Origin of the sequence: Aeromicrobium sp., assembly GCF_036675695.1 — a bacterium.
Classification (GTDB): domain Bacteria; phylum Actinomycetota; class Actinomycetes; order Propionibacteriales; family Nocardioidaceae; genus Aeromicrobium.
Genome location: NZ_JAKFEL010000223.1, coordinates 16,483 through 29,095, shown reverse-complemented (window position 1 = coordinate 29,095; position 12,613 = coordinate 16,483). Strand labels below are relative to the sequence as shown.

Annotated in this window: 14 protein-coding genes and 1 pseudogene; 5 read left to right on the top strand and 10 right to left on the bottom strand. The window is 64.2% G+C overall.

Annotated elements, in window-relative coordinates:
* Positions 1-204 (bottom strand): annotated as a pseudogene (locus tag V6M39_RS14420) (methylmalonyl-CoA mutase); the annotation flags it as partial.
* Positions 205-360: 156 nt separating this feature from the next.
* On the opposite strand from V6M39_RS14420, the gene V6M39_RS14415 reads away from it, so the two are divergent.
* Together V6M39_RS14415 and serC are read left to right on the top strand one after the other, a co-directional pair.
* Positions 361-507 carry a hypothetical protein gene (locus tag V6M39_RS14415; RefSeq protein WP_332644505.1) on the top strand — a complete coding sequence of 49 codons (147 nt, stop codon included), beginning with the start codon at positions 361-363 and terminating at the stop codon, positions 505-507.
* A gap of 4 nt (positions 508-511) precedes the next feature.
* Positions 512-1,618: a phosphoserine transaminase gene (serC, locus tag V6M39_RS14410; protein ID WP_332644504.1), complete on the top strand. Its 1,107-nt coding sequence runs from the start codon at positions 512-514 to the stop codon at positions 1,616-1,618.
* Here serC and V6M39_RS14405 read toward each other — a convergent pair.
* The 3 genes from V6M39_RS14405 to V6M39_RS14395 all read right to left on the bottom strand — a co-directional run bounded on the left by V6M39_RS14405 (position 1,615) and on the right by V6M39_RS14395 (position 4,754).
* A complete protein-coding gene (locus tag V6M39_RS14405) occupies positions 1,615-2,133 on the bottom strand; it encodes a gamma carbonic anhydrase family protein (protein WP_332644503.1) in 519 nt (172 codons plus the stop codon). The two genes, serC and V6M39_RS14405, sit on opposite strands and share 4 nt — an antisense overlap.
* Positions 2,134-2,215: 82 nt before the next feature.
* Entirely contained in the window at positions 2,216-3,682 is a 1,467-nt protein-coding gene (locus V6M39_RS14400; protein ID WP_332644502.1) for an NCS2 family permease, read from the bottom strand.
* 70 nt (positions 3,683-3,752) lie between these two features.
* Complete coding sequence (locus tag V6M39_RS14395; protein ID WP_332644501.1) at positions 3,753-4,754, bottom strand: hypothetical protein; 1,002 nt, start codon at positions 4,752-4,754, stop codon at positions 3,753-3,755.
* 59 nt (positions 4,755-4,813) lie between these two features.
* Between V6M39_RS14395 and V6M39_RS14390 the strand changes: the two genes are divergently transcribed.
* Positions 4,814-5,221 (top strand): DUF2530 domain-containing protein, encoded by a 408-nt coding sequence (locus V6M39_RS14390; RefSeq protein ID WP_309967132.1) that lies wholly within the window; start codon positions 4,814-4,816, stop codon positions 5,219-5,221.
* A 3-nt stretch (positions 5,222-5,224) separates the two neighbouring features.
* On the opposite strand, the gene V6M39_RS14385 is transcribed toward V6M39_RS14390, so the two are convergent.
* Positions 5,225-5,968 (bottom strand): DUF3027 domain-containing protein, encoded by a 744-nt coding sequence (locus V6M39_RS14385; protein WP_332644500.1) that lies wholly within the window; start codon positions 5,966-5,968, stop codon positions 5,225-5,227.
* 58 nt (positions 5,969-6,026) lie between these two features.
* On the opposite strand from V6M39_RS14385, the gene V6M39_RS14380 reads away from it, so the two are divergent.
* Positions 6,027-7,475, top strand: a complete 1,449-nt coding sequence (locus V6M39_RS14380; protein WP_332644499.1) for an MFS transporter — start codon at positions 6,027-6,029, stop codon at positions 7,473-7,475.
* Here V6M39_RS14380 and V6M39_RS14375 read toward each other — a convergent pair.
* Genes V6M39_RS14375 through V6M39_RS14360 form a run of 4 tightly spaced genes read right to left on the bottom strand, consistent with a single transcriptional unit; the run spans position 7,472 to position 10,919 of the window.
* Positions 7,472-7,867: a cold-shock protein gene (locus V6M39_RS14375; protein WP_309967126.1), complete on the bottom strand. Its 396-nt coding sequence runs from the start codon at positions 7,865-7,867 to the stop codon at positions 7,472-7,474. The two genes, V6M39_RS14380 and V6M39_RS14375, sit on opposite strands and share 4 nt — an antisense overlap.
* Before the next feature lie 38 nt (positions 7,868-7,905).
* Positions 7,906-8,904, bottom strand: a complete 999-nt coding sequence (locus tag V6M39_RS14370) for a YihY/virulence factor BrkB family protein (RefSeq protein WP_332644498.1) — start codon at positions 8,902-8,904, stop codon at positions 7,906-7,908.
* Positions 8,901-9,278 carry a type II toxin-antitoxin system PemK/MazF family toxin gene (locus V6M39_RS14365; protein WP_332644497.1) on the bottom strand — a complete coding sequence of 126 codons (378 nt, stop codon included), beginning with the start codon at positions 9,276-9,278 and terminating at the stop codon, positions 8,901-8,903. Before V6M39_RS14365 ends, V6M39_RS14370 begins: the two co-directional genes overlap by 4 nt.
* 45 nt (positions 9,279-9,323) lie before the next feature.
* Positions 9,324-10,919 carry an AMP-binding protein gene (locus V6M39_RS14360; RefSeq protein ID WP_332644496.1) on the bottom strand — a complete coding sequence of 532 codons (1,596 nt, stop codon included), beginning with the start codon at positions 10,917-10,919 and terminating at the stop codon, positions 9,324-9,326.
* Between the two features lie 55 nt (positions 10,920-10,974).
* Here V6M39_RS14360 and kynA point away from each other — a divergent pair, with 55 nt between their 5' ends.
* Complete coding sequence (kynA, locus tag V6M39_RS14355; RefSeq protein ID WP_332644495.1) at positions 10,975-11,820, top strand: tryptophan 2,3-dioxygenase; 846 nt, start codon at positions 10,975-10,977, stop codon at positions 11,818-11,820.
* Here the strand turns inward: kynA and V6M39_RS14350 are convergent.
* The gene (locus V6M39_RS14350) at positions 11,817-12,536 is read right to left on the bottom strand and encodes an acyltransferase (protein ID WP_332644506.1); all 720 of its coding nucleotides are present in this window, start codon (positions 12,534-12,536) and stop codon (positions 11,817-11,819) included. The genes kynA and V6M39_RS14350 overlap by 4 nt on opposite strands.
* Positions 12,537-12,613 lie beyond the last annotated feature (77 nt).

Here is a 12,613-nt window from a genome sequence, read left to right as displayed (position 1 = left end):
GACGAGCTGAGCCGTGCCCAGGGGTGTCACCGTGATCCCGTCGAGCGTGGAGGTCGCAAGAACCTTCCACACGTCAGAATCAGGCGCGTCCTCGCCGAGGCGGCGCGACTTGCGCAGAACTGCGGCGGTCTCCTTCTCCCATTCAGCTGGCTCGTGGGAGATGCCGTCCGCGAGGTCGACTTCAATTGCTGGTGCGTCCGACATAAGGGGCATCGTATGAGTTGGCGCACGAGCGCGGCCACCAGATGTGACCAATGTGACGGACATGTTTCCCGTATTCGCGTCATATCTGACGACTTGGGTCGTCCCAGGTGTAACTCGGAGTGACATATCCGCTCCGGCACGCCCGAAAGGACACGCATGCCCTACGCCGCCGGACTGGCCGCGCTCATCGCTCTGATCGCCGTCGTGGTCGTCTATCGCCAGCACACGCCTGCGCGAGCCGCACGGCACCGCGCCGATGTCGAGGTGCCGAACCTGTGGCAGGCGTGGCGGCTGAGAGACTAGCCCTGTGAAGATCCCCGCAGAGCTGCTGCCAAAGGACGGACGATTCGGGTCCGGCCCTTCCAAGGTGCGTACCGAGGCGCTCAGCGCGCTCGCCGCCACCGGCGCCACGCTCATGGGGACCTCGCACCGCATGGCTCCCGTCAAGAACCTCGTCGGAAGTGTTCGTGAGGGCATTGCCGAACTGTTCGCGCTGCCCGACGGCTATGAAGTTGTCTTGGGCGTCGGCGGATCGCATGCGTTCTTCGACGCTGCAACATTCGGGCTGATCCGCGAACGCAGCCAACACCTCGTTCACGGTGAGTTCACCGCCAAGTTCGCCAAGGCCGTTGCCGCCGCACCCTTCCTCGCCGATCCAGACGTACGCGAGAGCGCGTTCACGACGCACCCCGATCCGGTCGCCGTCGCGGGCGTCGACACGTACGCCTGGGCGCACAACGAGACCTCGACTGGCGTCATGGTGCCGGTGCAACGCGTTGCGGGTGCCGACGATGGAGCGCTCATCGTCATTGATGCGACCTCGGGCGCGGGCGGCCTGCCCATCGACATCGCGCAGACCGACACCTACTACTTCGCCCCGCAGAAGACCTTCGGATCCGACGGCGGTCTCTGGATTGCGCTGATGTCGCCGGCCGCGATCGAGCGTGCCGACACGATCAAGGCGAGCGGCCGGCACATCCCCGGCTTCGTCGACCTGCCGATTGCGATCGACAACTCGCGCAAGAACCAGACTTACAACACCCCTGCGCTTGCGACGTTGCACCTGCTCAACAGCCAGCTCCAGTGGATGCTCGGCGAGGGCGGACTCGAGTGGGCGATCAAGCGCACGACGGACTCGTCTACGCGCCTGTACGAGTGGGCTGAGGCGTCGGCGTACGCCACCCCGTTCGTCGCCGATCCCGCTGATCGCTCGCTCGTCGTCGGCACGATCGACCTCGACGGCGTCGAGGCATCAGCCGTCACTGCGGCGCTGCGCGAGAACGGCATCGTCGACATCGACGGCTACCGCGGCCTCAACCGCAACCAGCTGCGCATCGCGATGTTCCCCGCGATCGACCCGGACGACGTCAGCGCCCTGACGGCCTGTATCGACTACGTCGCCGAGAACCTCTAGCCGACGACGCGACCGTCACGGTGGTAGTCGCGGTGCTCCTCGTAGATCTCGGAGTTGTGGTGCAGCGCGGCCACCTCGTCGTCGCTCAGCTCTCGACGCACCTTGCCGGGCACCCCTGCCACGAGTGACCGGGGCGGTATGACGACGCCCTCGGAGATGAGGGCACCTGCGGCGATGAGCGACTCGGCACCGACGACAGCGCCGTTCATGATGATCGCACCCATGCCGACCAGGACGTGGTCCTCAACTGTCGCGCCATGGATGACGGCACCGTGACCGACCGAGACGCCTTCGCCGAGCAGGACGGGCTTGCCCTTGTCGACGTGGAAAACGCAGTTGTCCTGCACGTTCGACCTCGCGCCGATCGTGATCGGCTCGTTGTCGGCGCGCAGGACAGCTCCGTACCAAACGCTTGCCCCCTCACCGATCACGACTGATCCGGCGAGGGTTGCGTTGGGTGCCACCCACGCGCTGTCGGCAACCTGTGGAACCTGGTCTCCAAGAGCGATGTGCATGGCACCCAACCTAATCCCCCTACGCCCCGCAAGTGACTGCGATCCGTCCCTTGCATCGAGGCGTGGGGGGTCCCCCATCCGGCTAGCTGACCCAGCGGGTGATGGGATCGATCGCGAAGTACACGACGAACAGGATCGAGATCAGCCACATCAGCGGGTGAATCTCGGCGATCTTGTTCTTGACCAGCTTGATCACGACGTACGCGATGAAGCCTGCGCCGATACCGGCCGTGATCGAGTAGGTGAACGGCATCAGCACGATCGTCAGGAACGCCGGGATCGCAATGTCCGAGTCGTCCCAGCTGATGTTCTTGACCTGGCTCATCATCAGGAAGCCAACGAGCACGAGTGCAGGAACAGCCGCTTCGTTCGGGATGTGCTCGACCAGCGGGACGGCCAGCGTCGACAGCAGGAACAGCACACCCGTGACGACCGAGGCGAGGCCCGTACGAGCGCCGTCACCGACACCCGAAGCCGACTCGATGTACGACGTGTTGCTCGAGATGCCCGCCGCGCCACCTGCCGCGGCGGCGATCGAGTCGACGATCAGGATCTTCTGCGCACCCTCTGGCGTGCCGTCCTCGTCGTTGAGATCGGCCTCAGCGCCGATTGCGGTCATAGTGCCCATCGTGTCGAAGAAGTCAGCGAGCAGGAGCGTGAACACCAGCAACGTGGCGGTGATGACGGTGGCCTCCTGGAAGCCGCCGAACAGGTTGAATTCACCCAGCAAACCGAAGTCCGGCTTGGCGAAGACCTTGTCGGGCCATTCGGGGACGTTCAGGTTCCATCCCTTGGAGGTGGGATCACCAAGGCTGGGAGCGGTGTCAGTGATCGCCTGGACGATGCCGGCAATAATCGTCGTGGCAATGATGCCGATCAGGATCGCTCCCGGGACGCCGCGCGAGTAGAGCGAAATCATCAGCAACAGGCCGATGATGAACACCAGCACAGGCCAACCGGACAGTTCGCCGCCGATGCCCAGGTTCACCGGAGGAGCGGCGAGACCGCTCGTACGTACGAAGCCCGCGTCGACCAGACCGATGAACGTGATGAACAGACCGATACCGACAGCGATCGCGGTCTTGAGCTGCCGTGGAACGGCGTCGAACACCGCCTTGCGGAAGCCGGTCAGCACGAGGGCCAGGATGATCAAGCCTTCGAGCACAACCAGGCCCATCGCGTCTGCCCACGTCATCTGCGACGCGATCGAGAACGCGACGAACGCGTTGAGTCCGAGGCCAGTCGCGAGTGCGAGTGGGAAGTTGGCGACGACGCCCATGAGAATCGTCAACAAGCCCGCCACCAGCGCTGTCACGGCCGCGATCGTCGCGAATCCTGAGCCCGGCTCCGTGCCGCCACCGAGGAACTTGCCGTCTGCGTCAGCGACGCCGGCAAGGATGATCGGGTTGAGCACGATGATGTACGCCATCGTCAGGAAGGTCACGGCACCGCCGCGGACCTCCTTGCCAATGCTCGATCCGCGCTCGCTGATCTTGAAGTAGTTGTCCAGCGCGTTGCCGTCGCTGGGCTTTTTCGTCGTACTTGTCATCGCGCCCTCTGCTCTCGATGGGAGTGTGTGCCCGAGGCCTGTCGACAAGGGAGCATGCCAGAGGAAGGCCTCAGTCCGATACGACTCGACGAGAACGTCTTGCACGAATCGCCACACCAACACCCATAAGCACAGCAGCCCCCACAGCACCGAACACAAACAGCATCGGTTCGACGGGCAGATCTTCACCCTGCTCGGGCGTCGGCTTCGCACTCGGCGGTGCCGTCGGCTCCGGGTTGGCCGAAGGGATCGGTACCCGTATGAGCTGCGATCTGGCGCCCTCGCTCCCGACGAGCAAGGAGTTCGGCTCGGCCGCGATCGTCTCGCCCTGCTTCTGATCGGGCGCCCGAACGCCGTTCAGCAGCTTCCCGTTCGTCGCGTCGAACAGGTACATCGAGGCGTACGTACGCATCACCACGTACTTGCCGTCCGCCGTGAAGGTCGCGTCCGTGACCGTCGATGGCCCAGCGCCCTTCTGGGCGACTGCGACGTTGGCGTGATCGGTCGACAGCGTGGTCGGCAGCTTGTAAATCGTGCCGCTGAGCAACGCTTTGCTCACCAGGAGCTTGGCGCCAGTGATCGGATTGACCAGTAGTGCCTCGACGTTGCGGGAGTCGGAGTCATACGAGATCGGGTAGCGCGATGCCACGACGGTGTGATTGCCCGGCCCTTGTTCGGGCAGTGCATACAGCGCGGCGTCCTTGCGACGCTCGAGGTTGTCGCCGGTGTCAGCCACCCAGAGGGTTCCTTCACTGTCGATCGCCAGCGCCTCGGTGTCACTCAGCGTGCCGCCCTCGATTCGCGTCACGCCGACCGTACGACCCGTCTTCAGCTCGATCGCAAAGATCAGCGGATCATTGCCCGAGTCGTTGATCGTGTAGACGATTCCGTCATACGCCCGACTCAACGCCAGTCCGCTCGACTCGGTGATCCGGGAATCCTTCATACGACTGACAACCTGCGGCTTGGCCTCGGCCCCGTCGGCACGACGAGCCAGGGAACTGACGATCACGACCACGAGCAACAGGACGAGCAGTCCCGGGATCAGCAGTCGACGGTAGCGCGGATTCATTGCCGCCAAGCATGACAGGACGCACGAGCCGTGCGGATTCCGGCGGGTACTGTGGAGACGTGACAGACAAAGACGACTGGGTGATCCGTCAGGGCGACGGTCCCGAGACCATCGAGCGCAAGATGGGCCATCGTGAGATCGCTCGCCTCGATCGCGCCGCCCGTCGCCACGAGTTCGGTCGCCCCGAGATCACTGAGCTCGAGATCGGCAGCAAGACCCACCGGGTCGCCGAGGTCGAGCCGATGGACGTTGATGGCGTACGGACCATGACTGTCGGCACGATCGTGTGGGGCGTCGTTGCCGTCGCACTTCTGCCGTTCCTTGGCACGCTCGACAAGGACAACCACACCTGGTGGTTGTGGACCGCGGTCGCTGGATTCGGCCTCGGCCTGATCGGCATCGAGTACTGCCGTCGCCGCCGCAACGCCCTGCGTATGCAGCCGGGGCGTCGCCGCCGGGTGGACTGAGTTCTAGAACTCGTCGATGTCGGTGCCGACCGTGTCGAACACTGTCGGGGGAAGTTCCTGAGGAGCGGCCGAGCGGCTCAGCCGGGCACCTGAATGTGCGCCACAGCCGTGGTCGAACGACACAGCGCGACCATCATCGTTGGCCATGCCGTTGGCGCATACGCCGAAGCGCTCGGCCAGTGGTCCGGCGAGGCTCACCATGAAGCCGCACGAAATGCATGAACCTGCCGCCTGCTGCGCGATCGGAGCATCCGGTCCCTGATCGCCTTCGTGCCAGCGGTCTGCTGCCATCTCGCGACCCTCGAACGAGAGAGTCCATTCGCGGCCCAAGCCAACTTCGCGGGCGAAGAAGCGATCGGCGGTCTGCTCCTCGCCGTCACCCGCACTCCAGGTCGGAACCAGTCGTACGTCGTCCTCATCGGGCGGGAGTACGTCGCCGGGGCTGAGGTCGCCCGGACGAATGCGCTCACGGTAGGGAGTCCATACCGGCGCGACAATCGCGTCATCGCCGGGCAGCAGCACGACATCGTTGATCGTGACGGCTTCAGAGTCAGGGGCGCGCGACACGCTGACCGACCAGTACCACCCGACATAGCCGGGCTTGGTGCAGCCGAAATGGTGCGACACCATGCCGCTCTCGTCCTCGACGGCACGCAGGTGCTCGCCGACGACGCCCGCATCGGCGACCTCGTCGACGGCAGCGCGCGCGACATCAATCGCGGCATTGAGCTTCTCGTCAACGGACATGCGTCCATTGTTCCATGGCACACAGTGCGCGCTACCCGCGGTGAGGCAGGATGAAGATATGGACGAGCAGGACGAGCCGCAGTCACCCGTCCACCCTCCTGCGCCCATGGACTCTGCCCCCGAAAATCCTGTCGAGTCGCGACTGTCCCGTTCGGCGCGCATCGCGGGCAAGGTGTCCACCCGAACGGCTCGAGCTGTGGCGCAGGGCAGCACCACGGCGTTCACCGGCGCCCGACGCTTCACCCACGCCGGTGGCGCCGGCGAGAGTGGGCTGTCGCGCCTGCTCGAGCTGCATGCGTTCAACACTGCTGGCGATGCAGCGATTGCCGTCTCGCTGGCCGGAACCCTCTTCTTCACCGTGCCGACCGACGATGCAGCCGGGCAGGTCGCACTGTTCCTGGTGCTGACGATGCTCCCGTTCGCCATCGTCGCACCGCTGATTGGCCCGTTTCTCGACCGGTTCCGCCGCGGTCGGCGCTGGGCGATCGGCGCCACTCTCGCCGTACGCGCGTTCTGCTGCTGGGTGCTCGCCGGCGCGGTCGTCGACGAATCCCCCGCGTTCTACTTCGCCGCGCTCGGCTGCCTGGTGGCCTCCAAGGCGTACGGCGTCACTCGCGCCTCGGCCGTGCCGCGCATCCTGCCGGCGGAGTTCACATTGGTGAAGGCCAACTCTCGCATCTCGTTGACCGGTACCGCCGCGGGCGCGATCTCGGCGCCCATCGCAATCGCTGCTGCTGCCATCGGCGCTCCGTGGGCACTGCGCTATGCGGCTCTGCTGTTCGTCGTCGGCACGATCCTGGCCATCCTGCTGCCGGCGCGCGTCGACTCAAGCGAGGGTGAGCGGCCGGTCGACTTGAGCCAGATCGCGACCACCACCAAGAAGAAGGGCATCGCAATCACCCGCGGCGTCGTGAACGGGCTCCGCAGCAATGCGGGTCTGCGCCTGCTGTCGGGATTCCTGACGATCTTCATGGCGTTCACCCTGCGCGAGCCGCCCGAGTCGATGGGGTGGAGTGGCAACGCGACGATCCTGCTGGGTCTCGTCATCGGCGGAGCCGGGTTTGGCAACGTCATCGGCGTCCTCATCGGGTCCTCGGCACGATCCCGCAAGCCCCAGAACGTCGTCATCGCCGTCCTGGTCCTCGACGTCGCCGTCGTCAGCATCGTTGCGGTGCTGTTCACGTGGTGGACCTGCGTGCTGCTGGGCATCACGATCGGGTTGTGCCAGTCGCTGGGCAAGCTGAGCCTCGACGCACTGATCCAGAACGACGTGCTCGAAGAGGTGCGTACGAGCATGTTCGCCCGTTCCGAGACCCTGCTTCAGCTGTCGTGGGTCATCGGCGGTCTGGTCGGCATCGGTCTGTTCACGATCGATGCCACCCCACGCGTCGGCCTGCTCGCGATCGCCGCGATCCTGCTCGGCTGGCTCGCGTTCGTGCTCACCCGCGCGCGCAACGAACCAGCATCCCGACCGACCGAGACACTTGGGCAGACCAGGGAGTTCTAGAGCTCGAGCTCTGTTGCGACTGCCCGTAGAACCTGGGCCGCAGGCTTGGAGACCTTGTTGTCTGGGTGACGACCGTGACGGTAGCCCTCACCGATCTTGTCGAGCATCTTGATGAGGTCTTCGACAATGACCGCCATCGCTTCGGGATCCTTGCGGCGTGCCTGCGACTGTGACTTCGACACCGACGTGACGGGATCCAAGAGACGCACCTGGAGGGCCTGGTCTCCACGGCTGCCCTGCACGATGCCGAACTCGACGCGGCTGCCAGCCTTGAGCGTGTCAACGCCAGCGGGCAGGGCATCAGAGCGGACGTAGACGTCTTCGCCTTCGTCCTGGCTCAGGAACCCAAAGCCCTTTTCGGCGTCATACCACTTCACTTTGCCCGTAGGCATGGCATTTCCTCACGGTTGTCGGTCTGTGCACCACCAGCCTAGTCGGACGGTGGCCGCTTCGGTTTGCGGTCCTCGAACGTGACCTCAACCGACTGAAATCCCTTGTGTCGCTGCGACTTCGCGTACGCTGCGTACGCCTTCTGGTCAGCGTCGGTGAGGACGACGTTGTCAGTGAACGGAGTGAGCAGCGCGCGGGGATAGAGCTTGCGAGCGGTGACGACGTTGACCTCGAGCCCGAGGACCGTCATGACTGCGGCCAGGAAGATGAACGCCATCAGTCCGAGGACGAGCGCGAACGTGTCGTTCACCCCGCCAGCCTTGTTGATGACATTCTCCACAAAAGACTGGCCGCCGACCTGCAGGAGCTGCCACAGCACCGCCGTTGTCGTTGCGCCCGGCAGAACTGCCCTCCAAGACCCACGACCACCGCTGACCAACCGGAACAAGCCGCCGAAGATCAGCACGCTCAGCAGAAAGCCGACGAACTTGATGCCGAGTCCGATTTGGCCCGAGACACCACCGATCTGATCTGAATTGCTGAATACCGTCGTGACGATCGCAATGAGAAGGATGCCAATGCCGGCCGAAGCGAGGAAGAAGATGCTCCGCAGCCTCAGCAAGAACGGATTGGCCCGACTGTTGCGGGGCACCGACCAGGCGATGTTGGCGGCGTTCTGGCTGGCCTGTCCTAGTCCCATCGCGCCATACAAGGCGGCCAACGAGCCGATCACGATGGCCGAGGTGCTACCGCTGAGACCATTGGGCCGTACGAGCTCGTCGCCAATGATCGGAAACTGACTGAGTGCGGTGTCGAGCAACCGGTCCCGTAGCTTGTCGTCACCCTGCAGGAGGAACCCGAGGATCGACGTCGAGATCAGCAGCAACGGGAAGATCGCAATGAACGCGTAGTAGGAGATGATCGCGGCGAGGTACGGGCCCTGGTCGTCGAAGTACTTGTAGATCACGGCAATCGGGAATCCGAGGATCGCGTGCTTGCGCTGAAAGGCGTCGATGCGTCCGATGCGGGGCTCGGTCACGGTAGGTGCGGTCCCAGCGCTGCGACGAGAGCGGAGAATCGCGGCTCGTCAAGGACGGAGCCCTCCCGACGAACCTCAGCAGGATCGACCACCAGGAAGCGATCCAGTCGGACTTCGCTCGGTCGACCCTTGGAGTCCCACGGACCCGGCCCGAGGTTGTACCAAAAGCGACCCTCGGCGGCCTCGTTCGCCATGTCGCGATCATGGTCGACTGAGGTCATCATCAGACCGATGAGCCTGTCGCCCTCACGAGAGATCAGCACGACCGGTCGGTCCTTGCCCTGCGAGGGATCGTCCTCGTACGCAACCCAGGTCCAGACGACCTCACCAGGATCTGGCTGCCCGTCCGGATGAGGGTCGTACGTGATGTTCACTCGGTCAGCCTAGTTGCGCGGCTGCGGTCCATGCGTGAGCTTCGCTCAGTCAAACTCAGGGAGCTCGCGCTTCATGACCTTGCCGGTGGGGTTGCGCGGCAGCTCGTCCAAGAACATCGTCTTGCCCGGTACGGCGAACCGAGCGACGTGCTCCTTCGCGTACGTCTTGACGTCCTGTTCGGTGAGCGACTTGCCTTCCTTGACCACGACGTACGCCGCCAGCACCTGGCCGAACTTGTCGTCGTCAATGCCGGTGACGACCACGTCGGCGACATCAGGGTGATCGATCAGCGCATCTTCGAGCTCGCGCGGGAAGACGTTCTCGCCGCCGGAGATGATCATGTCGTCGTCACGGCCCGACACGAAGAGTCGTCCGTTCTCATCGAAATGTCCCAGGTCGCCGGTGCTCATCAGACCGTCGCTGAATGCCTTGGTGTTGCCGTCGGTGTAGCCGCCGAACGGCATGTCGTTGCCGACGTGAATGACTCCAGTCTCACCGCGCGGCACCTCCTTGCCTTCAGCGTCGAGGATGCGGACGGTCGTACGGAACGGCGGCACGCCAGCCGTACCGGGCGCCTCGCGCAGGTCCTTTGGACTGGCGATCGTGACCCAACCGGTCTCGGTGGCGCCGTAGAAGTTGTAGACCGAGTCGGTGAAGGTGTCCATGTAGTGATTCGCCAGCTCGCCAGCGAGCGCGGAGCCACTGGACGCGGTGATCTTGAGGGAGGAGACGTCAGCCTTCTTGATCACCTCGGGATCGGCGTCAACCATGCGCTGCATCATCAGCGGCACCACGACCAGGGCGTCAGCCTTGTACTCCTCGATGTCTTGGATGACACGAGTCGGCTCGAAGCGACGGCGCAGGACGTACGTGGGCGCCAGCGACAGACCGAAGCCGAAGTTGATGAGACCCCAAGAGTGGAACAGCGGTGCGGCGAGGACGATCGTGGCGTTGCCCCGATAAGGAATTGCACCGAAGAACGACACGAGCGGCTTAAGGTCGGCGGGCTCCTCGCGGCGCGCTCCCTTGGGAAGTCCCGTCGTGCCGGACGTGAAGATGATGACCTGGCCGTGGCGTGACGGCTTCGAGTGCGCCTTGGTCGGCTGACCAGCGCTGATCGAGGCGACTGTCGGGATGTCGGCCGGCGCATCTTGGTCGGCCCAGGCGAGGATCACCTTGTCCTTGTCGACGTCAGCTGCGACGTCGAGGAACTCCTGGTCGACGATGACCAGCGAAGCGGACTCACGCTTGGCGAGCTCTCCGAGCTGACCACGGCTGGCCATCGTGTTGAGCAGAAGCACGCGTCCACCCGCCTGCATGATCGCGATCATGGCGGTCAACATGTAGCGATGGTTGCGGCACAGCAGCGCGACCGAGTCGCCGGGCTCGATGCCGCGGTCCTTGATCGCTTGTGTGAGCTGGTTGATCTGCGCGGAGAACTCCGACCAGGTCAGCTCGCCGGCGTCATCGATGATCGCGAGCTGGTTGGGGAAGCGCTTGGCAGCGGCGTTCACACCCGAGGGGAAGCCCGGTCCCCACTTCACCAGCTGCAGGCCCGCGCCGAGCATCTTGTGGGGCAGGATCGGCTTGAGCATCCCGATCTGACGGAACACCTTCAGTGTAAATCCGAGTTCACTCATGCATGCCAACGTATCCGACCGGCGAATGAACGGCAGGGTCACATACCTTGAGTGGATGACCGAGGGATTCAGACCTATCGAGGACGGGGTCGCGACCGACCTGCGCGGCGAGATGACGTATGCGAGCTATTTGCAGCTCCCGACTCTGCTCTCCGCACAGCAGCCGGTGTCCGACCACCACGACGAGATGCTGTTCGTGATCCAGCACCAGGTCACCGAGCTGTGGCTCAAGCAGCTGATCCATGAGCTGCGCTCGGCCATCGCCCTGATCGCAGCAGACGACCTGCCTCCTGCACTCAAGCGCCTCGCACGGGTCAAGGCGATCCAGCGACAGATGTTCGAGCAGTGGGCCGTTCTCGAGACACTGACACCGATCGAATACGCGCAGTTCCGCGACAAGCTCGGCAAGGCGTCGGGCTTTCAGTCACCGCAGTACCGCACGGTCGAGTTCCTCCTCGGCAACAAGAACCCGCAGATGATCAAGGTCTTCGAGCACGACGAGTCATTGCGCTCGGCGCTGCAGGCGGACCTTGAGGCACCCAGCCTGTACGACGAGTTCCTGCGATTCCTGGCCCGACGCGGCCATGCTGTGCCGCAACACGTGCTCGAGCGGGACGTGACGCAGCCGTACGCCGCCGATCCCGGCGTCATCGAGGTGCTGCGACGTATCTACGACTCCCCCGACACCTACTGGGACGCGTACGAGATGAGTGAGGAACTCGTCGATGTCGAGGGCAGCTTCCAGCTGTGGCGCTTCCGCCATCTCAAGACCGTTGAGCGGATCATCGGCTTCAAACGCGGGACCGGCGGTTCATCTGGGGTGAACTTCCTCCAGAAAGCTCTCGAGCTCACGTTTTTCCCTGAGCTCCTCGACGTACGCACGCACATCGGGGCGCCTTAGGGCGTGTCAGCCTCAGTCCAGCCAACGTTCTCTCGGACAACCCGCGCCGGAATGCCAGCCACCGCAGCGTAGTTGGCAATCTTTTGCCCGCGGACCATGCTGAGCTGGGCGACCACCACGCCGTCGCCGACGTCAGAGTGTCCGGTGATCACCGCGTCCCGACCCAGCCAGACGTGACTCCCGATACGGATATGCGCCCCGAACGGATTGATGCGCTCTCCTGTTGTGCGGTCCTCGAGGCGATGCATGTCGTCGGTTGCGACGTAGACATTGGCCGCCCACAACTGATCTGGGCCGGCCACGATGCTGCCACCATTGCGCGCGTCGATGATGGCGCAACGGGTAGCCGTGACGGGTCCGTGGAGCACCACGGTTGATTCCGCGCCGCAATACACCTCCCCCGCCGTCAGCTTCACGTTCTGATCGATGAAGACAATGGCATCGTCCCCTCCGATCAAGAGGGATCTGAACAAGTGCATCTCTGAGCCGATGGCGATCAGCACGTTGCGGACGGGAATCATCGTGAGTGTCTCGATGATCTCGCTGGCGAGGTCGGCTCCCTCCGCGAAGTAGAGCACGTTGCCGTCCTCGTGCCACCACTCGGGGAGCGGGTCTGTCACTACACGCCATTCGGTGGCGTCGAGCGACTCAGCTTCGACGCCGGCCGCGCGGAGACGACCGCGGTGTCCGGCGGTCATCAACTCGCCACGGGTCATCTTCACCGCCGAATCATCGCAGACCACGAGATCCGGGCACAGCAAAAGGCCCTCACCGGAGTGAGGGCCTTTTGGCT